Source organism: Mycobacterium sp. NGS16 (genome assembly GCF_059813225.1).
Map to the genome: position 1 here is coordinate 22564 of NZ_JCALEE010000002.1, position 20109 is coordinate 42672.

Consider the following 20109-nt stretch of genomic DNA (forward strand, 5'->3'; position numbering starts at 1 on the left):
GTTACAGAGTGCCTGTGTCGTAATACGGATCGCTCAGGCGGGCCTGACGGTGTCCAGGTGGGATAGAGCGCGGCGTGTTGGGCCACCAGCTGGCTTCGCGCAGGAGTGTGGCGATGGCGGGGACGGTGAGGGTGCGAACGAGGAATGTGTCGAGTAGGAGTCCGCAGCCGATGATGAGGCCGACTTGGATCATGATCGCGATGGAGCCGAACATCAGTCCGAACATGCTGGCAGCGAAGATGATTCCGGCTGAGGTGATGACCGAGCCGGTGCGGGCGACGGTGCGCAGTACCCCTACGCGAATGTTGTGTTTGGATTCCTCGCGCAATCGTGAGACGAGCAGCATGTTGTAGTCGGCGCCGACGGCTACCAGGATGATGAAAGCCAGCAACGGGACGGGCCAGGCGATTTCGTAGCCGAGTCCCCATTGGAAGACCAGGACGCCGATGCCCAGTGAGGCCAGGTAGTTCAGCACGACCGTCCCCAGCAGGTACAGCGGGGCGAGCAGGGAGCGCAAGAGCAGGACGAGGATGAGTCCGACGATGACCAGGGTGCTGATGGCCAGTTGGGTGAAGTCAGCCGACAGCAGCCGCTGGATGTCGGAGTTGACGGCGGGGAACCCGGCAACGGCGATGGTGGCGTTGGCCAAGGTGGTGTTGGGGCGTGCGGTGTCGGCGGTCTCGACGATCTGCTGGGCGAGGGTGATCGCCTGCGCGCTGTAGGGGTCGTAGCTGGATTCGACGACAAAGCGGGCGGTTTTGCCATCGGGTGAGAGGAATTGTTTGGCGACGTCGGTGAATTGACGGTTATCAAAGGCACTGGCGGGCAGGTAGAAACCGCTCGCTGCGTCAGAGCCGGCGCTGGCGCGGGCCGAGTTCTGCAGTTGGGCCGCGACCTGGCCCATCCGAGCCAACATTTCGATGTTGCTGTCGGCCAGGGCGTGCACACCGGCGGCCAGCGCTTGCGCCCCGGAAGCGAGTTGGCCGATGCCCTCTTGGAGCCGGCCGATGTTGCCGGCCGGGTCCGCGGGATCACCCTGGGTTCCGAAGGCCTTGTCGAGTGCTGCGGCAGCGACTTGTATGTCGGCAAGGGTGCCAGCAATGGTGGCGTCGGTGTCAGGGTTGTAGCGATCGCCGAGGGTGGCGACTTCGGTGAAGAATCCATTATCGCGCAAACTCACCAGGATCTGGACCTGGTCACGGATCTGGGCGCATTGCGGCGTGGCGGCACACCACCCGGAAGTGTTCAGGCCATCGACGAGGGGGGCCAGCACAGCGAGGGCGGTTTCGGCTTGATCCGCCCGAGACCGCAGCCCGGGTCCGGATTGGATGGCTTGGTCGACGGTGGGTGCGGTGGCCGAAAGTTCTTGCAGCAACGGTCGAGATGACCACAGCAAGGTGTCACCGGATTGGGCTCGGGCCAGTACGCCCGACAGGGGAATCAAGATGGCGTGCAGGGCGGCATCGAGCTGGGTCAGGCCGCCGGCGAGTTGATCGGCGCCGTCGGTGAGTTGGGTGAGGTCGCCTTTTCGTGCGTCGCCATCGGCGACGGCGTCGGCCATCTTGTCGCCGATCTGCCTGTTCTGCCAGGACAGTTGGGCTTGTTCGAGGCGGGTGCCGGTGGGGCGGGTTATCCCGACGACTTTGGTGACCCCGGGTACTTGGGCGACCCGGGAGGCCATCTCGTCGAGGTCGGCCAGCCCTTTGCTGGTGCGCATGTCGTCGGGGTTTTCCACGACGAGAAATTCGGTGATGACGACGTCTTTGGGGAAGTGGCGATCCAGCAGTTGGTAACCCTGGTTGCTAGCGGTGGTGGCAGGCTGGCCTTTGCGGTCGTCGTAGCTGATCTTCATCGTGGTCGCGACCGCAGAGAGGGCCAGCAGGATCACCAGGCTCACGGCCAACAGCGGCACCGGCCGGCGGACCACCGCGACAGCGACACTGTTCCAGTAGCGGCGGGTTCGATCGGATTTCGGCTCGCCGATTCCACGGCGGGCTGCCAGCGCCAGCACCGGCGGCAACAAGGTGACGGTGGCCAGGAATCCGACCAGCACGGCGACCGCGCAGGCCGGGCCGAGCCCAGCGAAGACACTGAGGCGAGCGAAAACCATGGCAAAAAAGGCCAGCGCAACGGTGGCCGCCGAAGCCAGGATCACGCGGCCGATGCTGGCGGTGGCATCAATGACGGCCTGATCGGCGGGGACGTGTGCGCGGCGCTGTTCGTGGTAGCGGCTGATCAAAAACACCGTGTAGTCGGTGCCCGCCCCGAGCAGGATCACGGTCATGAACGCCACGGTGAACTGCGAGACGGGCATGCCACTCTGGCCGAGGGCAGACAGCACCCCACGGCCGACGGCCAGGCTGACCCCGATCACCAGCAGGGGCAACAAGGCGGTAAACACCGACCGGTAGACGATCAGCAGGATCAGTGCGATCAACGCGGCGGTGGCGATCGAAATCAGCAGCAGGTCGTGTTCGGCGGCGGCGATCTGGTCGTTGAAGGTGGCCGCCGGGCCCGTCACGTACACCGTCGTCGGTGAACCGGCGAATACGCCGGCGGCGATGTCGCGCACGGCTTGGACGGATTCGGCGGCCTTGGGGTCACCCAGGGTGCCGGCCACACCCACAGGCAGATACCAGGCTTTGCCGTCATTGCTGGTCGCGTGCGCCGCGGTGACGGGGTCGGCGAGCAGATCTTGAACCAGCAAGACGTGGTCGGTATCGGCGCGCAGCTGCACCACCAACTGCTCATAGCGGTTGCGCACCGGCGCGGTTAAGCCGTCGGGGTCTTCCATAGCCACGACCAGCATCGTTTTGGAGCCCTGTTCACCGAAGGCCGCGCTCATGCGGTCCACGGTTTGAAACGACGCGGCGTCGCGGGGGATCAGGTTCACCGACTGCTGCCGCACCACCGTTTCCAGCTGCGGGAACACCAGTGCCAGCAGCACGGCGGCGGCGATCCAGCCGCCGATGACCAGTGCTTTATGACGCACCGTGAACCCGGCCAGCACTGCGAGCCGGCCGCTGTACTCACTGGATTCGCCCGGACCGGCCACAGCGTTGCGGGGCCGGCGAGACATGGTTGCCGTGCCCGCACCGTTGTCCGCACTCACCGCGCCTGCGCCCACACAAGACGCTGCCACCGGCCACAAGGTCCTGGCCGACGACGACGAAGATCCTTAGTTGGGGGTCGTTGCACCGGCATTGTCGTCCTCGTCGTCGGGGATGTCGTGGCGGACCACCTTGACCCTGCCGTGCGGCAGGCACGCCATGTAACCGTGGTGTTTGCCGTAGAGCTCCCAGGCGGTGGCGCGCTCGTTGGCGCTGACCTCGATGCGCAGGCCGTTGGAGAAGCTCAGGAATAGCCGACCGGAATCGTCGTGGCATGCCTTTGTACACACCGCACCCGCCAGATCCAGTAGCGGACGTTGGTGGGCGGCGACCTCGCGCGGGTCGATGAGCACTTCCTCGGCCGGAAACTCACCGTTAGCGGGCAGGGCAAGCCACAGCAGGCAACTGATGACCACCTCGTTAGCGTCATCGAAGCTCAACACCAGATCGCCCTGCAACGACATCCGCTGCACGGTGCAACCTTCGATCCACGTGGTGTACATCGCGCACCTCCGTCGACGCCCAACCGGTCTGCACTGAAATGGTACGGCACGTAGCGCTGCGCTACTAGCAATAGCGTTACGGGCTGCGGGTCAGGACTCCGGATCGCTCGACGCCCCGTTGCCCCCGAGCCGCCGAAGAAGATGCTCGAACGCTGCTACGTCGCCATAGGCGGCGAAGTGATCGGCGGTGACCACGACGAACACCGCTTTTGCGGTGAATCGGGTGGTCCCTTCGGGGTCGGTGCCGGTCGCGCCGATGTGCAGCACGCGGCCTTCCCGGGTGGCGACGTGCGCGGTGATGCGGTGGGATCGATGCAGCACGACCGGCTGGAGATATTCGACGGTCAGGCTGCGTGTCACAGCGGGCGCGCCGGCAATCCACAACGCGAACCCCAATACGTCGTCGCAGGCGGCGGCGACCGCCCCGCCGTGCGCCAGACCGGGCGCCCCGATGTGGCGTTCGTCGAAGGTCACGTCCGCGTACACCGTGTCGCCGCTGCGGTAGACCACCAGGTGCAAACCGTGTGGATTCTGCGGCCCGCAACCCATACACGTCGGAGTGTGAGCGGGCAGCAGCTCAGGTCGTGCCGCACCCGAGCGGCCGGACGCGACGTCTTGATGTGATGAGTGATCGGCCACCAACGACACCTTCGGTACACATAGTTTCGCTGCGCTACCGTTGGTACGGTACCCGTTACGGGCGGCGACGCGCGTAATTGGTCGGGAATCTGGAATGAGGCGAGGTGAGCGGGTGTGAGCAGCGAGCAGGTACCGCCGGCCCCCGATGACGACGATATTGACCCCCGCCGGACTCGGTCACGCAACCGCTTGCTTGACGCCGCGACCGCGCTGCTCAGCAGCGGCGGCATCGAAGCCGTCACCATCGAGGCGGTCACCAAGGCTTCCAAGGTGGCCCGCACCACCCTCTACCGCCATTTCGGCAGCTCATCGCAGTTGCTCGCGGCCACCTTCGAGCGACTTCTACCTCAAGTGACCCCACCCGGGCCGGCCAGTGGGACACTGCGCGAACGGCTCATCGAACTGCTTACCCGACAGGCCGCGCTGTTCGCCGACGCCCCAGCCCACATCACCATGCTGGCCTGGCTCGCCCTGGGCCCGACCACAATCGATCACGCCAGCACCGAACATGCCCCGCAGGCGCTGCGAGCGCGGGTCATCAACCAATACCGGCAGCCCTTCGACGCCATCCTGCAAGACATCGAGGCCGCTGCTGAATTCGACGGCCTGGACCCGGATCTCGCACTGTGCCAACTCATCGGACCACTCGCGTTCGCACGAATGACCGGCCTGCGATCCATCACCGCACACGACTGCGCCCGCATCGTCGACGACTTCCTGGCCACTCACCGACCCCAGGAAGCCCAACCCGCAGTTCCACAGCCCGACGGCCAAAGGGTCACAGACGACAACCGCCCGGGGTGAGCCTCTCCCGGGGCGCAATCAGTGCAACCGGGCAGACGACAGGAGCAACGGGTCGGGATGGCAGCCGCTCAACCCCTAGGCGGGCACACCGTGCGATTCGATCGTTCCCGATTAGGCTGATCGGCACAGGACGCACCTAATCGGTAACAGTCATACACATATGCTCGCGACCCCAGATAACACGGCCGCGGCCAACTGGCTGTGCAGCCCGGCGCGGTCCAGTCCGCCGAGCGCGGCCAGGGCTTCCAGGCGGGCCGGAACCTCGGCCGGGCTGTTGGCGTGCACGGTGCCCGCGCCGCCGTCGTGCCCGGTGTTCAACGCGGCCAGCAGGTCGACCACCTCGGCGCCCCGGACCTCGCCGACCACCAGCCGGTCCGGCCGCATCCGCAGCGCCTGCCGGACGAGATCCCGCAGGCCCACCGCACCGGCGCCTTCGACGTTGGCCGCGCGGGCTACCAGCCTGACCAGGTGCGGGTGGCGGGGCTGCAATTCGGGGGCGTCCTCGACGCAGACCAGGCGCTCTCCGGCCGGTACCGCCCCCAGCATGGCGGCCAGCAGCGTGGTCTTACCGGCGCCGGTGCCACCGGAGACCAGAAACGCCAGCCGGGCGTTGATGATGTCGGCCAGCAGTGCCGCCGCCGGGGGCGCAATGGCGCCGGCGCCGATCAAAGCGGCGATGTCCTGGGTGGCCGGCCGCAATACCCGCAGCGACAAGCAGGTCCCGTCGGCGGCGACCGGCGGCAGTATCGCGTGCAGGCGCACGCTGAACTCGCCGGTGCCGATCCCGCTGAGGTGGCCGTCGACCCACGGCTGGGCGTCGTCGAGCCGGCGTCCCGCCGCCACCGCAAGCCGCTGGGCCAGCCGGCGCACCGCCGCCTCGTCGGGGAACCGGATCTCGGTGCGCCGCAAGCCGTCCCCGTCATCGACCCATACCGCGTCCGGGGCGGTGACCAGCACATCGGTGGTGCCCGGCGCGCTCAACAGCGGCTGCAGGATCCCGGCGCCGGTCAGTTCGGTCTGCAGCACCCGCAGGTTGGACAACATCTCGGTGTCGCCGAGCACCCCGCCGGATTCGGCCCGGATCGCGGCGGCCACCGCCTGGGGCCGCAAGGCGCCAGACTCCCACGACTCCGATGCCAGCCTCTCGCGGACCCGGTCGATCAAGGAATCGCTCATGCCGCGGCAACCTTTCGCGCGGGCAGCACGTCGAGGACCCGGTCGGCGGCGATCGCCAGCGTGGATCGGCGGTGTAGGCGCAGTCCCGCGTGTTCGAGCCGCTCGGCCAGCCGCGGCTCGGCCCGCGTCGCCGCCAGCAGCGGCAGACCGATGATCTCGGCGACCTCAATGGCGCGAAGTCCGCCCGGAGCCGGCCCGCGCACCACCAGACCGACGTTGGGATTGGCCGCACGCAGCCGTGGGGCGATCACGGCGCCGGCGGCACACGAACGCACGTCGCAGGGGCTGACCACGACCACGAGATCGGCGGCGGACAGCGCGGTTTCGACCGGGTCGGTCAGGGTGCGAGGCAGATCACAGACCACGGTGATCCCGCCGCGGCGGGCCGCATCCACCACGGCGTCAACGGTTCCGGCTGAGACCTCAACGACCTCATGGGCCGCGTCGGCGTCATGGCTGCGGCGGGCGGCGGAGAGCACACTGACCCCGCGCTGCCGGGGCAGCGCGTCGCGCAGTGCCGGCCAGGTCAGCCGCCCGCTTCGCGCGGTCAGGTCGCACCAGCGCAGCCCGGCGGCGTTCTCGGTGCCGGCGAGCAGGTCGATGCCGCCGCCCCAGGCGTCCAGGTCGACCAGCAGCGCGTCGCCGGCGCGCTGCGCCAGCGCGGTCGCCAGCAGCGACGCCCCGGCGCCGCCGCGTGCGCCGATCACCGAGATCGCCTCGCCTCGGCACCCACCGTCGGGCAGTGCGTCGGCCGCCTCGGCCAGCTCGGCCACCAGCTCGTTGCCGTCGGCGGGCAGCGTCAGCACTCGCTGGGCCCCGACCGCGACGGCGGCCTGCCAGCTGGCCGCGGTGGGCTCGGCCGCGGTGAGCACGATGACGTGGGTGCGGCGCGGCAGCCGGGCCGCGGCACAGGAGCTGGCGGCGGCCTCGTCGAGCACCACCGCTGCGGCCGCGGCCCAGGCCTTGCGGCTCGGTGTCGCGGCGCCGAGGTGGATGACGCGCACGCCCACCGCCGCACCCACGCGGTCCAACTCGTCACGCAGTAGGGGCTCAGTGACGAGGGCCAACAGGCCGGCGGCGGTGCTCACGCCCCCACCGTGGCGGCGCGCCCCCGCCCGGGCCAGTCGCTGGACCCCCGAATGTGGATGGAATCCGCGACTGTGCAAAACCGTCCGACAGCAGCCAACGCAATTTCAAGTCGAATCGGATCATAATTCCGGTTTTGGAGCACGTTCCGGAAGGACGGGAGCCCATTCCAGCGAAGAATGACCGATTAAAAAAGACGACCCCCGCCAGGGGGGGAGGAGGCGGAGGTCGTCGTGTATCAACCCCGGGGGGTCGGGCCGATACACCCTCAGCATAAGCCGAGTGATGCCACTATACACACGACAGGCCGGTCCGGCGCAAGTGTTAGTGCCAAATGCCGACACTTCGGCTCCGCACGGCCGCTGAAGTGCTCTTTCCGGCATTGCACCGGGCCGGCCGACCCCTCGCCCCTATGCTGTACCGGTGACCGCTTCCGACCCGGGCGCCGGGGGCCCGCAGGCGCTGCGATCGCCGAGGCCGGTGGGCAGTCGAACCCGCACCGCGGCCTTCCTAGACCTCGACCACACCGTCATCGCCAAGTCCAGCGCGCTGGCTTTCAGCAAACCATTTATGGACCAGGGACTGATCAACCGGCGCACCGTGCTCAAGTCGAGCTACGCCCAGTTCCTCATGCTGCTCTCCGGCGCCGACCACGATCAGATGGAGCGGATGCGCACCCACCTGACCAACATGTGCACCGGCTGGAACGTCGAACAGGTCAAGGCGATCGTCAACGAGACCATGCATGACATCGTCACTCCCCTGGTGTTCGCCGAGGCGGCTCAGCTGATCGCCGACCACAAGCTCTGCGGCCGCGACGTGGTGGTGGTCTCGGCCTCCGGCGAGGAGATCGTCGCGCCGATCGCCCGGGCACTGGGGGCCACGCACGCCATGGCGACCCGCATGGTCGTCGCCGACGGCAAGTACACCGGCGAGATCGCGTTCTACTGCTACGGGGAGGGCAAGGTGCAGGCCATCCGGGAGCTGGCCGCCCGGGAGGGCTACCCGCTGGAGCACTGCTACGCCTATTCGGATTCCATCACCGACCTGCCGATGCTGCAGGCGGTCGGCCACCCCTCGGCGGTGAACCCCGACCGGGCGCTGCGCAAGGAGGCGATCGCCCACGGATGGCCGGTGCTCACCTTCTCCCGGCCGGTGTCGCTGCGCGACCGCATTCCGGCGCCGTCCGGTGCGGCGATGGCCACCACCGCAGCGGTCGGCATCAGCGCCGTTGCCGCCGGGGCATTGACCTACTCGCTGCTGCGCCGGCTGGCGTTCTGAACGCTCCAGCAAACACCGGCGGTCACAATCCGGTGACGTCATAACCGCCCTTCGCAATTGGGCCTTGATGTGGCTTGCGTCACGTAGTACAAAGGAAGCACGGAAGCCCGGCAAGGCCAGGGTCGAGCCGGAAGAGAAGGATCGATCTCCCGAGCCGCACTTCCCAGTACGGAAAGCGGTACCCACGCGGAGCCACAGCCGCGAAGATGGCAGAAGTGTTGTGGGCCTGCGTAATTACGGAACGTGTTCGGTATCGACAGCCCTTTGGGTGGGGCAGCAGCCGAAGCACACCGGATGAGCGCCGAGGCCACCCACACAACCCACGTTGGACGCTTGGTAACCGTGCACCGTGCTAGCGGGCGGCGAGCCGAATCTTTCGGAGCGCCGCCCGCTTCGTTCGTCCGGACGGCCGCTGAATCAGCGCTTGGCGCCCGCTTCAGCTATCCCCAGCGCATCCAGGGCGCCGGCGTGCATCGCCGCGCAGCACCCCAGCAGCCACCCGGTCACACCCTCGGTGGAACCGCCGGCGAAACCCTGCGCCGCACGGCGGTACTCCCCGGCCTTGCGCATCCAGGTCACCTCCGGCACCCCCAGCCCGTGCCGGTCCAGCCCACTGGCGATCGTCACCAACCGGGCCGCCCCGCGAGCGACCACGCCGTCGGCGCTGCCGAACGGCGCGAGCGTGAGCAGCTCGCCGTGCACCACCGCGGCGAACACCGGCGCCGGCACCGTGGTGCCCCCGGTGGCCAGATCGGCCAGCATCTCCAGGCGGCGGCCGACCTCGGCGCCGCCCGCCGGGCGGCCGAGGTGGTCGTCGTCAACCAGGTCGGCGGCGGCCAGCACGTGCAGCCGGGCCAGGGCCTGCAGCGGGGCCCGCCGCCACACCTCGACCAGCGAACCCTCCCCGCCTTCGAGGGCCTGGGCCACCCGCAGCGCGCCGGCGAACACCGGATCGCCTGCCGCGCGCGCGTCGACGGTGGTGGGTCCGCCGTCGAGCACCGACGACGCCCGGGCCGCCCGCAGCGAGGCCTCGGCGGCACTGACCGGCCAGCCCCGCACGTTGGTCCTGTGGCGATGGGCCCGCGCCAGCTCATCGCGGACCTTCTCGCTGGCCTCGGCGACACCGGGCAGTTCGAGCAGCGGAGCCAATGGGTCGGTGATCACGGGCTGTGACACTACCGCCGGGTGGTTAGGCTGCTGGGCGTGAGCCAGAACCCCGATAGCGCCGCCGTCGATTCGCTACCGTCGTACCCGCCCTCCCCGGCGTTCGCCGCCCGCGCCAACACCGGCGCCGAGGCCTACCAGGCGGCCGAGCGCGACCGGCTCGGATTCTGGGCCGAGCAGGCCAACCGCCTGCACTGGGACACGCCGTTCACCGAGGTGCTGGACTACTCTCGGGCGCCGTTCGCCCGCTGGTTCGCCGACGGCAAGCTCAACGTCGCCTACAACTGCGTGGACCGTCACGTGCAGGCCGGCCACGGCGACCGGGTGGCGATCCACTGGGAGGGCGAGCCGGTCGGCGACGCCCGCACCATCACCTATGCGGAGCTGCTCGCCGAGGTGAGCCGGGCCGCCAATGCGCTGACCGGGCTGGGTCTGGTCGCCGGAGATCGGGTGGCGATCTATCTGCCGATGATCCCCGAGGCGATCGTCGCGATGCTCGCCTGCGCCCGGTTGGGGGTGCTGCACACCGTGGTGTTCGCCGGGTTCTCCGCACACGCGCTGCGATCCCGCATCGACGACGCGCAGGCGAAGGTGGTGATCACCTCCGACGGGCAGTACCGGCGCGGCCAGGCTGCGGCGCTCAAGCCGGCGGTCGACGAGGCGGTCACCGGTGCCGAGTCGGTACAGCATGTGCTGGTGGTTCGGCGCACCGGTGGTGAGGTGGCGTGGGCGCCGGGCCGCGACCTGTGGTGGCACGACGTGGTCGACGCGGCGTCACCGCAGCACACCCCCGAGGCGTTTGAGGCCGAGCAGCCGCTGTTTCTGCTGTACACCTCGGGCACCACGGGCAAGCCGAAAGGCATCGTGCACACCAGCGGCGGGTATCTGACCCAGGCCGCCTACACGCACTACTGCGTGTTCGATCTGCGGGCCGACACCGACGTGTTCTGGTGCACCGCGGACATCGGCTGGGTCACCGGCCACACCTACGCCGTCTACGGCCCGCTGGCCAACGCCGCCACCGAGGTGATCTACGAGGGCACCCCGGAGCACCCGGACCAGCACCGGCACTTCCAGATCATCGAAAAGTACGGTGTGACAATCTATTACACCGCACCGACGCTGATCCGCACCTTCAAGAAGTGGGGCCGCGAGATCCCGGACACCCACGACCTGTCCAGCCTGCGGTTGCTGGGTTCGGTCGGTGAGCCGATCAACCCGGAGGCCTGGCGCTGGTACCGGCGGGTGATCGGGGCCGACGCGGTGCCGGTGGTCGACACCTGGTGGCAGACCGAGACCGGCGCGACGATGATCTGCCCATTGCCCGGGGTGGCCGCGGCCAAGCCCGGTGCGGCGATGCGGCCGCTGCCCGGCATCTCCGCGCGCATCGTCGACGATCACGGCGATCTGGTCTCCCCCCAGGACGCCGGCGGCGAACCGGTGTCGGGCTACCTGGTGATCGATCAGCCGTGGCCGTCGATGGCCCGCGGAATCTGGGGTGACGAACAGCGCTTCATCGACACCTACTGGTCGCGGTTCGCCGAGCAGGGCTGGTACTTCGCCGGTGACGGTGCCCGCTACGACGCCGACGGCGACATCTGGGTGCTGGGCCGTATCGACGACGTGATGAACGTGTCCGGGCATCGCATCTCCACCGCCGAGGTGGAGTCCGCACTGGTCGGTCACGCCGCGGTGGCCGAGGCCGCGGTGGTCGGGGCTCTCGACGAGCAGACCGGCCAACGGATCTGCGCCTTCGTGGTGCTGGCGGCATCGCACCGCGACGTCGGCGGCGCGATCATCGACGAACTGCGCCAACGTGTCACGGTGGAGATCTCGCCGATCGCGCGGCCCCGCGACGTCCACCTGGTCCCGGAACTGCCCAAGACCCGCAGCGGCAAGATCATGCGACGGCTGCTGCGCGACGTCGCCGACGGACGCGCACTCGGTGACACCTCAACCCTGGTTGACCCCAGCGTGTTCGACGCGATCCGGGCGGCCGACTGAGCCGATGCGGCGCCAGCTCCGCCGCGCTCCGCGAGCGCCTGAGCCTCAGGGAATCGGGACGAACCCCGCGCCCGGCCGGTCGTTGGCGTCGATATCGCCCAGCACGGCGTTGATCGACACCACCACCGCGGGCGTGTGCAAGGGGATGTACTTGACCACGCAGGTCGGCAGCGCTTCGCTGAACGCCCCGTGAATCATGCCGACCAGCATGTTGTTCACCACGACGGGCCCGCCGGAGTCGCCCGGGCGACCGCACACCTGCATCACGATGGTTCCCGGGTCCTGGCCCGGCCCCCAGGTGACCCCGCAGGAATTGCCGGTGGTGCGGCCCTGCTTGCAGGCGATCTGGCCGAAGATCGGGTCCGGTCCGATACCGCCGACGACGAAGCCGCCGAAGTTGGACACCGGCGTCACCTTGTCCGGGTCGAATTGGATCACCGCGTAGTCCAGGCCGTCGTTGCCGGCCACCATGCGGCCGATCGTGCCGTTGGCCTCCGCCCCCTCGGCGGCGACCTCCGCGCCGGGGCCGCCGCAGTGCGCGGAGGTGAAGCCGATCAGTGCACCGGTCTTGTCGTGGCCGATGGCCGTCAGCGTGCACATCGTGTCGCCGTCGACGACGATGCCGGCGCCGCCGCCCATCACCACCTTGTTGTCGGCGGAGGCCCGCGGGGCCGGTGCGGCAAGCGCGGCCAGAGCGGCCCAGGCCGCGCAAGTCAGCAGCGTCGCCAGAGCGCGCAGCAGCCAGCGGTGTGCGATCTGCACAGCGGTACTCCCGTCCGATCAGCTCCACCCCCGGTGGGCATAAAACAGCGTAGCGGCGGTCGCACGTGCGGCGGAGCCAGACGCGCGGACCGCTGCCATCACCACGGCACCAGCCCTGCCCAGTCCGGCCGCAGCTTTACCGGGGTCGCTCCTCGGCGCCGCTGACGCATGGCAACATTAAGCCGCGACGACAGCGAACGGGAGGACAGCCAGTGAGCAAGGCCGATCGCAGAAACGCAAAACGCGCCGCGGCTAAGGCGGACCGCAACGGGGTGCCCAACACGCTGGCGACCATCCCGCTGACCGATCCGCACGCCCTGCCCGCCGACCCGTCGCTGGGGGATCTGGTCAAAGACGCCACCGCCCAGATGTCGACGCTGGTGCGCGCCGAGGTCGAACTGGCCCGTGCCGAGATCACCCGGGACGTCAAGAAGGGCCTGACCGGCAGCGTGTTCTTCATCGCGGCGCTGGTCGTGCTGTTCTACTCGACCTTCTTTTTCTTTTTCTTCCTCGCCGAGGTGCTCGACATCTGGCTGCAGGACTGGGCCGCCTATCTGATCGTCTTCGGGATCATGCTGACGGTGGCCGTGGCCTTGGCCCTCCTGGGTTTCCTGCGGGTTCGGCGCATCCGCGGACCGCGCCAAACCATCGAATCGGTCCGAGAGACGCGCGAGGCGCTGCGCCCCGACCCGGAGCGGCTGCATTCGTCGGGGCCGCACGCGCTGGACGTCCAGGACGGCAAACCGGCCACCGATCCCTCGGGCTGGTAGTGCCGCCACCGGATCCGTCGATCACCCGCATCGACGGGCCGTGGCGACACTGGGACATCCACGCCAACGGCATACGTTTTCATGTCGTCGAGGCGACCCCGCCCGGCAAAGACCCCGCCGACGGCCCGCCGACGGCGCGGCCGCTGGTGATGCTGCTGCACGGGTTCGGCTCGTTCTGGTGGACCTGGCGCCACCAGCTGCGCGGGCTGACCGGTGTCCGGGTGGTCGCGGTCGACCTGCGCGGATACGGGGGCAGCGACAAGCCTCCCCGCGGCTACGACGGCTGGACCCTGGCCGGCGACACCGCCGGGCTCATCCGCGCCCTGGGGCACTCCTCGGCGATCCTGGTCGGCCACGCCGACGGCGGCCTGGTGTGCTGGGCGACCGCGCTGCTACACCCGCGGCTGGTGCGCGCCATCGCGGTGGTCAGCTCGCCGCACCCGGCGGCGCTGCGCAAGTCGGCGCTGACCCGCGCCGATCAGGGTCGGGCGCTGCTGCCGTGGTTGCTGCGCTACCAGATACCGTTCTGGCCGGAGCGCACCCTGACCCGCCGGGACGGCGCCGAGATCGAACACCTGGTACGTAGCAGAGCCGGGGTGAGTTGGCAGGCGGGCCAGGACTTCTCCGAAACCATGGGCCATCTGCGCGCCGCGATCCAGATACCGTCGGCAGCGCATTCCGCGCTGGAGTACCAACGCTGGGCGGTCCGCAGCCAATTACGCTCGGAGGGCCGGCGATTCATGAAGGCACTGGACCTTCGGACGCTGAACATCCCGCTGTTGCACCTACGCGGCGAGGACGACCCCTACGTACTCGCCGATCCGGTCGAGCGGACCCGGCGGTACGCGCCGCACGGCCAGTACGTGTCCTTGCCCGGCGCAGGGCATTTCGCCCACGAGGAAGCCCCCGATGCGGTCAACACCCACCTGATGCGGTTCCTGGCTGCCGCCCGGGCCTAACTTATTCGCCGCCCACGCAGGTCTGGGTCGACACGGGTTGGGTATCGCCGATCCGGGCGAGCTGGTTCGCCACCTCCTCGGCGGTCATCACGAACCCGGTGTCGGCGTCGTCGACGGCCGCACCGAAGACCACACCGAGCACCCGGCCGTCCATGTCGATCATGGGACCGCCCGAGTTTCCTTGTTGCACAGTGCCTCTGATGGTGTAGACCCGGCGGGTGATGGTAGCGGTGCGGTAGATGTCGGGTCCTTCGAGGTTGATGATGTCGCGGACCCGGGCCGGGGTCGCCTCGAAGACGCCGCCGCCGGGGTAGCCCAGAACCAGGGCGTCGGTGTCGGGCGCGGCCGGCGAGGAGGCGAACGCCAACGGCGGCAACGGCAGATCCGGCACGGCCAGGATCGAGATGTCTTCTTTGGGGTCGAAGGAGATCACCGTGGCGTCGTAGGACTTGGTACCGCTTTCCACGGTGACGCTGTCCGATCCGGCGACCACGTGCGCGTTCGTCATCACCCGGTTCGGCGAGATCACGAAACCGGTGCCCTCCAACACTTTCTGGCAATTGGGCGCCACCCCACGGATCCGCAGCACGCTCGGCGAGGCGGTCTCGACCACCGGGCTGGCGGCCAGTCCCGGGTCGGGCGCATCCACGGCGGCGATCGGCGTGCGGCTGAACGGCTCCAGCACGGCCGGCAGCCCGGAGTCGTCGAGCACCGCCGACAGCCGGCGCGGCACGTTCTTGAGCCAGCCCGGCGCGATCTCGTCGACTTGGCGCAAGACCCGCGAGTCATTGACCGCGGCAGCCAGATTCGGCTGATCGGATGCGGTCAACGGGGTGGCCAGCAGCCAGGCCGCGATGAGCACCACCACCAACTGCAGCACCACGCCGACGATCGAGTCCATCCCCCGCACGCCGGGGCTGCGGATCGCCCCGCGCACCGCCCGGCCCAGCACCACACCGGCGACCTCACCGATGACGACCATGGCCAGGATCAGGAACAGCGCGGCGAACAGCTTGAGCCGGGCCCCGGCGACGTGCTCGATCAGGTGCGGCGCCAGCAGCACCCCGGCCATCGCGCCGAGCGCCACACCGACGAAGGACAGCAGGGAGCCGAGCGCCCCGGAGCGCCAGCCGGATACTGCGGCAACAAAGGCGATCGCCAGCACGGCGATGTCCAGCCACTGCGACGACGTCATATCCCAGTCATCCCCGTTCCACCAGGTTCTCCTCCAAGCAGAGCCATGGCCTCGTCCAGGCCGCGCACCTCGGTGTGGTCCCAGGGCTGCGCCCAGCCGGCCACGTCCAACATCGCCGAGATCACCTGGGCGGTGAATCCCCAGACCAGCATCTCGTTGAGCCGAAACGCCGGCATGGCCCAACGCCGACTGCGGGCATCACGGTAAACCATCAACCGGTTCTCGGGGTTGATGAATGCCCGGACCGGAACCCGGGCCACCACAGCGGTCTCGGCCGGGTCCACCACGCGCACCGGCCCGGGATCTTGCGCGTAGGCCAGCACCGGCACCACCTGGAATCCCGAGGGGGCGATGAAGACCTTCTCCAGCACCACCAGCGGATGCACCCGGTCCGGGTCGATCCCGGTCTCCTCGTTGGCCTCCCGCAGCGCGGTGGCCACCGGCCCGGAGTCCCCGGGGTCGACGGCCCCGCCCGGGAATGCGGCCTGGCCGGCGTGGTGGCGCAGCGTCGAGGCGCGGACGGTGACCAGCAGGTCGGCCGATTCGATGCCGCCGCCCGACGGCGGACCGGAGAACAGCACCAGCACCGCCGCGTCACGGCCGTGCCCGGTGACGCGGGCCTTGGCGCTGGCCGCGGTGGTCATCGCGCGAACGTCGGCGGGCAGCCGGTGCAGGTAGGCGTTCGGCATCTTCTCGACGTTGTCGACCAGCGGGCGCAGCCAGGGTGGGGCCAACAGCCGGGGATCGCCAGCGTTCACCGCGTCTCCCTCTGTCCCGGATCCTGATCGCCCCACGTCAGCGCCCACTGCCCTCCACGGCGGCGGCGATCTCCTCGACGGTGGCGAAGGACTGCGGCAGGATGCGGGCAACGCTACCGTCCACGGCCAGCACCACGGTCGCGGGCATCACGTTGGGAACCCGCAGCGCCGCCGCCACCGCACGACGGCCGTCCTGCAGGGTGGGCAGCTGCACCCCCAGCTCGGTCAGCAGCGCCAATCCGGCCGCGGCGTTGTCGTCCTGGTGCACCGTCACCACCGTGACGTCCGGCCCGGCCCGGCGCTGGTATTCGGCGAGGGCCGGCAGCTCCTCACGGCACGGCCGGCACCAGTACGCCCACAGGTTCAGCACCACCCGGCGGCCGGCGAGCATGGCCGCCACGTCGACGGGCGCACCGTCGGCCGCGCATTCGACGGTGACGTCGCGCAGCGCACTCGGGCCGGCGCCGCCCGGGCCGATCCGGCAGGGCGGCAGCGCGGCGCGTTCACGCAGGTGGTCCAGGTCTGGCCCGGCGCTGGTCACCCCCGTGCTGCGGCCGGGCGGCACCGGCTCACGGCGCAGTTCGACCACCAGGCCGACGACCAGCGCGGCCGCCACCACCAGCACCGCGACGGTCCACCGGGTTCGCATCAGCGGCGGCCGCTACAGCCCGGCCAGGGCCAGCAGGTGCTCGGTCTCGGGGCCTTTGACCAGCGCGGCGGCCTCCATCGTGTTAGTGGGGCCGAGCCCGAACGAGGGGCAGTCCTTGGCCAGCACGCACACCCCGCAGGCCGGTTTACGGGAGTGGCAGACCCGCCGGCCGTGGAAGATCACCCGGTGAGACAGCAGGGTCCATTCCTTGCGTTCGATCAGCTCACCGACCGCGTGCTCGACTTTGACCGGGTCCTCCTCGCGCGTCCAGCCCCAGCGCCGCACCAGCCGCCCGAAGTGGGTGTCGACGGTGATTCCCGGTACGCCGAACGCGTTGCCCAGGATCACGTTGGCCGTTTTGCGGCCCACCCCGGGCAGGCGCACCAATTCGTCCATGCTGGCGGGTAGTTCACCGTCGTAACGCTCGACGAGCGCCTGCCCCAGGTTGATCAACGACGTCGCCTTGTTGCGGTAGAAGCCGGTAGGCCGGATGAGCTCCTCCAGCTCGGTGCGGTCGGCTTGGGCGTAGTCCAGCGCGGTCGGGTACCGGGCGAACAGCGCCGGCGTCGTCAGGTTCACCCGCACGTCGGTGCATTGAGCCGACAGCACCGTCGCGACGGCCAGCTCCAGCGGCGTGGTGAAGTCCAGTTCGCAGTGGGCGTCCGGAAAGGCTTGCGCCAGAGTTCGATTCATCCGCCGAGCGCGTCGCACCAGCCCGATTCGGGTCTCGGTGCGGGGCGCTCGGGAATCTTTGTCCACTGTCACCTCCGACAGGGTACTAATTTGTGACCGCAATGAGACCTTGCCCAGGTTTACTGTCACCTTGTGTCCTGGCTGCTGATCACCGCCATACCCATGCTGCTGATGTTGGCAGCGGTGGGGCTGGAGCGCATTGAGACCGGGTTGAACGAGGTCGAGACGACAAATCCGCAGTTTCCCCGGACTCGCCGCGCCAATCGTGTGTAGCGTTGGCACGTCGCTTGGCGCTTAGCCGTAGACTCAGATGGCTAGCCGGGTAGAGGCTGGCGCTTGCGCGATTCACATTTTCATCAAGAGCATCTAAGGGGCAACGTGGACGAGATCCTGGCGAGGGCCGGAATCTTCCAGGGAGTTGAGCCCAGCGCCGTCGCCGCGCTGACCAAGCAGCTTCAGCCCGTGGACTTTCCGCGCGGACACACCGTGTTCGCCGAAGGGGAGCCCGGCGATCGGCTGTACATCATCGTCTCCGGGAAAGTGAAGATCGGCCGGCGGTCGCCGGACGGCCGGGAGAACCTGCTGACCATCATGGGCCCGTCGGACATGTTCGGTGAGTTGTCGATCTTCGACCCCGGCCCGCGGACCTCCAGCGCGACCACCATCACCGAGGTGCGGGCGGTCTCGATGGACCGCGACGCGCTGCGGTCGTGGATCTCCGATCGGCCCGAGATCGCCGAGCAGCTGCTGCGGGTGCTGGCCCGCCGGTTGCGCCGCACCAACAACAACCTGGCCGACCTGATCTTCACCGACGTGCCCGGCCGGGTCGCCAAGCAGCTGCTGCAGCTGGCGCAGCGGTTCGGCACCCAGGAGGGCGGCGCCCTGCGGGTTACCCACGATCTGACCCAGGAAGAGATCGCCCAGCTGGTCGGGGCGTCGCGGGAGACGGTGAACAAGGCGCTGGCCGACTTCGCCCACCGCGGCTGGATCCGGCTGGAGGGCAAGAGTGTGCTGATCAGCGACTCCGAGCGGCTGGCCCGGCGCGCGAGGTAGTTTCGCCGAGGCTGTCGTTAGCGTGGAAAAGTACGAGTAGCGGCCGCGCTAACTCTCCCCCGCAAGCGGGAGGTGCCCCCAGGCTCGCGGGGGGGTGTTCAGCTCCGCAGGTAGTCGAGCTGGGCCTGCACCGACCATTCCGCCGCGCCCCACAACTCCTCGTCGACGTCGGTGTAGACGTATTCGACGACCTGGCGCGCGGTGGCGTCGTCCCCGAGGGCGGTCAGGGCCGAGCGCACCTGGTCGAGTCGTTGCTCGCGGTGTGCCAGGTAGCCGGTGGCGGCGGCCTCGAGGTCCGGCAGCTCGGGACCGTGCCCGGGCAGCACCGTCCGTCCGCCCAGCCCGCGCAGCCGGCGCAGCGAGTCGAGGTACTGCGCCAGGTCGCCGTCTTCGGTGTCGATCACGGTGGTGCCGCGGCCCAGCACGGTGTCGGCGGTCAGCACGGCATCGTCGAGCACGAACGACAGCGAGTCCGCGGTGTGCCCGGGCGTGGCCAGCACCGTGATGCGCAGCCCGGCCGCATCGATCACCTGCCTGTCGGCCAGGCCGCCACCCATCCGGCGCTGAAACCCGCTGCCGGCCGAATACACCGGCGCCCCGACCGCGTCGGCCAGCTTGTCGATGGCGTCGGTGTGGTCGAAATGCCGGTGGCTGATCAACACCAGCGCGATCTTGCCGACCTCGGCGAGCCGGCTGATGTGCTCGTCGTCATCGGGCCCGGGGTCGACGATCACCACCTCGTCACTGCCCGGCCCGCGCAGCACCCAGGTGTTGGTGCCCTCCAGCGTCATCAGGCCGGGATTGTCGGCCAGCAGCACCGACGCGGTCGCGGTGACCGGTCGCAGCTGACCGTAGGCGGGGTGGCTCAGGGCGCGATCTCCACGATCAACTCGACTTCCACCGGCGCGTCCAGCGGCAGCTCGGAAACCCCGACGGCCGAGCGGGCGTGCGCACCGGCCTCGCCGAACACCTCGCCGAGCAGCTCGGAGGCGCCGTTGATGACGGCGGGCTGGCCGTTGAAGTTCGGGCCCGATGCGACGAACCCGACCACCTTGACCACCCGGGTCACCGAGTCGAGCCCGACCAGGGCGTCCACGGCGGCCAGCGCGTTGAGCGCACAGATGCGGGCCAGCGCATAGCCGTCCTCCGGGCTGACCTCCGCGCCCACCTTGCCGCGGCGGGCCAACTTGCCGCCGGCCATCGGCAACTGACCGGAGGTGTAGACCAACTCGCCGGTCCGCACCGCCGGTACGTAGGCCGCCAACGGCGCGACCACCTCGGGCAGCTCGATCCCGAGTTCGGTCAACCGGGCCCGCCAGCTCATTTCGGGCGCTTCAGGAAGGCGATGAGCTGCTCACCGGACGGCCCGGGCAGCACGGTGACCAGCTCCCAGCCGTCCTCGCCCCACTGGTCGAGGATCTGCTTGGTGGCGTGCGTGATCAACGGGACGTTGGCGTACTCCCACACCGTGCGTTCGCTCATGGGAGCGAGCTTATCGCTAGC

21 protein-coding genes are annotated in these 20109 nt (G+C 69.2%); 7 read left to right on the forward strand and 14 right to left on the reverse strand.

Features of this window, described 5'->3' with window-relative positions; genetic code table 11:
* Position 1 precedes the first annotated feature (1 nt).
* The 3 genes from AC5Y4Q_RS05865 to AC5Y4Q_RS05875 all read right to left on the reverse strand — a co-directional run bounded on the left by AC5Y4Q_RS05865 (position 2) and on the right by AC5Y4Q_RS05875 (position 4162).
* Positions 2–3079: an MMPL/RND family transporter gene (locus AC5Y4Q_RS05865; RefSeq protein ID WP_082952688.1), complete on the reverse strand. Its 3078-nt coding sequence runs from the start codon at positions 3077–3079 to the stop codon at positions 2–4.
* Between the two features lie 99 nt (positions 3080–3178).
* Positions 3179–3613: a DUF6188 family protein gene (locus AC5Y4Q_RS05870; RefSeq protein ID WP_064922698.1), complete on the reverse strand. Its 435-nt coding sequence runs from the start codon at positions 3611–3613 to the stop codon at positions 3179–3181.
* 90 nt (positions 3614–3703) lie between these two features.
* Positions 3704–4162, reverse strand: a complete 459-nt coding sequence (locus tag AC5Y4Q_RS05875; RefSeq protein WP_064922700.1) for a PaaI family thioesterase — start codon at positions 4160–4162, stop codon at positions 3704–3706.
* Positions 4163–4366: 204 nt separating this feature from the next.
* Between AC5Y4Q_RS05875 and AC5Y4Q_RS05880 the strand changes: the two genes are divergently transcribed.
* Positions 4367–5056, forward strand: coding sequence for a TetR/AcrR family transcriptional regulator (locus AC5Y4Q_RS05880; protein WP_064922702.1), 690 nt, complete (start codon positions 4367–4369; stop codon positions 5054–5056).
* Between the two features lie 150 nt (positions 5057–5206).
* On the opposite strand, the gene AC5Y4Q_RS05885 is transcribed toward AC5Y4Q_RS05880, so the two are convergent.
* Positions 5207–6232, reverse strand: a complete 1026-nt coding sequence (locus tag AC5Y4Q_RS05885) for a TadA family conjugal transfer-associated ATPase (protein WP_428844439.1) — start codon at positions 6230–6232, stop codon at positions 5207–5209.
* The gene (ssd, locus tag AC5Y4Q_RS05890; protein WP_275080509.1) at positions 6229–7320 is read right to left on the reverse strand and encodes a septum site-determining protein Ssd; all 1092 of its coding nucleotides are present in this window, start codon (positions 7318–7320) and stop codon (positions 6229–6231) included. The genes AC5Y4Q_RS05885 and ssd overlap by 4 nt, the downstream gene beginning before the upstream one ends.
* Before the next feature lie 421 nt (positions 7321–7741).
* Between ssd and AC5Y4Q_RS05895 the strand changes: the two genes are divergently transcribed.
* Positions 7742–8599: an HAD-IB family hydrolase gene (locus AC5Y4Q_RS05895; protein WP_109535707.1), complete on the forward strand. Its 858-nt coding sequence runs from the start codon at positions 7742–7744 to the stop codon at positions 8597–8599.
* Positions 8600–9016: 417 nt separating this feature from the next.
* Here the strand turns inward: AC5Y4Q_RS05895 and AC5Y4Q_RS05900 are convergent, their stop codons facing one another.
* The gene (locus tag AC5Y4Q_RS05900) at positions 9017–9763 is read right to left on the reverse strand and encodes a Fic family protein (protein WP_109976086.1); all 747 of its coding nucleotides are present in this window, start codon (positions 9761–9763) and stop codon (positions 9017–9019) included.
* Positions 9764–9802: 39 nt separating this feature from the next.
* On the opposite strand from AC5Y4Q_RS05900, the gene acs reads away from it, so the two are divergent.
* Positions 9803–11767 carry an acetate--CoA ligase gene (gene acs, locus AC5Y4Q_RS05905; protein ID WP_064922780.1) on the forward strand — a complete coding sequence of 655 codons (1965 nt, stop codon included), beginning with the start codon at positions 9803–9805 and terminating at the stop codon, positions 11765–11767.
* Positions 11768–11812: 45 nt separating this feature from the next.
* Here the strand turns inward: acs and AC5Y4Q_RS05910 are convergent, their stop codons facing one another.
* Positions 11813–12529, reverse strand: a complete 717-nt coding sequence (locus tag AC5Y4Q_RS05910; RefSeq protein WP_082952685.1) for a chymotrypsin family serine protease — start codon at positions 12527–12529, stop codon at positions 11813–11815.
* Between the two features lie 212 nt (positions 12530–12741).
* On the opposite strand from AC5Y4Q_RS05910, the gene AC5Y4Q_RS05915 reads away from it, so the two are divergent.
* Together AC5Y4Q_RS05915 and AC5Y4Q_RS05920 are read left to right on the forward strand one after the other, a co-directional pair.
* A complete protein-coding gene (locus tag AC5Y4Q_RS05915) occupies positions 12742–13299 on the forward strand; it encodes a phage holin family protein (protein WP_064922704.1) in 558 nt (185 codons plus the stop codon).
* Positions 13299–14258: an alpha/beta fold hydrolase gene (locus AC5Y4Q_RS05920; protein ID WP_064922706.1), complete on the forward strand. Its 960-nt coding sequence runs from the start codon at positions 13299–13301 to the stop codon at positions 14256–14258. Before AC5Y4Q_RS05915 ends, AC5Y4Q_RS05920 begins: the two co-directional genes overlap by 1 nt.
* A gap of 1 nt (position 14259) precedes the next feature.
* Here AC5Y4Q_RS05920 and marP read toward each other — a convergent pair whose 3' ends face one another.
* The 4 genes from marP to nth all read right to left on the reverse strand — a co-directional run bounded on the left by marP (position 14260) and on the right by nth (position 17553).
* Complete coding sequence (gene marP, locus AC5Y4Q_RS05925) at positions 14260–15453, reverse strand: acid resistance serine protease MarP (protein WP_064922708.1); 1194 nt, start codon at positions 15451–15453, stop codon at positions 14260–14262.
* Complete coding sequence (locus AC5Y4Q_RS05930) at positions 15450–16142, reverse strand: NUDIX hydrolase (protein ID WP_234786378.1); 693 nt, start codon at positions 16140–16142, stop codon at positions 15450–15452. Before AC5Y4Q_RS05930 ends, marP begins: the two co-directional genes overlap by 4 nt.
* Positions 16143–16248: 106 nt before the next feature.
* Entirely contained in the window at positions 16249–16860 is a 612-nt protein-coding gene (locus tag AC5Y4Q_RS05935; protein WP_064922712.1) for a TlpA family protein disulfide reductase, read from the reverse strand.
* Positions 16861–16872: 12 nt separating this feature from the next.
* Complete coding sequence (gene nth, locus AC5Y4Q_RS05940; protein ID WP_109535712.1) at positions 16873–17553, reverse strand: endonuclease III; 681 nt, start codon at positions 17551–17553, stop codon at positions 16873–16875.
* Positions 17554–17685: 132 nt separating this feature from the next.
* Between nth and AC5Y4Q_RS05945 the strand changes: the two genes are divergently transcribed.
* On the forward strand, positions 17686–17826 hold the full coding sequence (locus AC5Y4Q_RS05945; RefSeq protein ID WP_165604302.1) for a hypothetical protein: 141 nt from the start codon (positions 17686–17688) through the stop codon (positions 17824–17826).
* A gap of 105 nt (positions 17827–17931) precedes the next feature.
* The gene (crp, locus tag AC5Y4Q_RS05950; protein ID WP_013830875.1) at positions 17932–18606 is read left to right on the forward strand and encodes a cAMP-activated global transcriptional regulator CRP; all 675 of its coding nucleotides are present in this window, start codon (positions 17932–17934) and stop codon (positions 18604–18606) included.
* A 98-nt stretch (positions 18607–18704) separates the two neighbouring features.
* Here crp and AC5Y4Q_RS05955 read toward each other — a convergent pair whose 3' ends face one another.
* Genes AC5Y4Q_RS05955 through sp36 form a run of 3 tightly spaced genes read right to left on the reverse strand, consistent with a single transcriptional unit; the run spans position 18705 to position 20088 of the window.
* On the reverse strand, positions 18705–19475 hold the full coding sequence (locus AC5Y4Q_RS05955; RefSeq protein WP_499958742.1) for an MBL fold metallo-hydrolase: 771 nt from the start codon (positions 19473–19475) through the stop codon (positions 18705–18707).
* Positions 19472–19930: a RidA family protein gene (locus tag AC5Y4Q_RS05960; protein ID WP_064922718.1), complete on the reverse strand. Its 459-nt coding sequence runs from the start codon at positions 19928–19930 to the stop codon at positions 19472–19474. The genes AC5Y4Q_RS05955 and AC5Y4Q_RS05960 overlap by 4 nt, the downstream gene beginning before the upstream one ends.
* Entirely contained in the window at positions 19927–20088 is a 162-nt protein-coding gene (sp36, locus tag AC5Y4Q_RS05965; RefSeq protein WP_019737648.1) for a Sp36 family protein, read from the reverse strand. The genes AC5Y4Q_RS05960 and sp36 overlap by 4 nt, the downstream gene beginning before the upstream one ends.
* Positions 20089–20109: the final 21 nt, after the last annotated feature.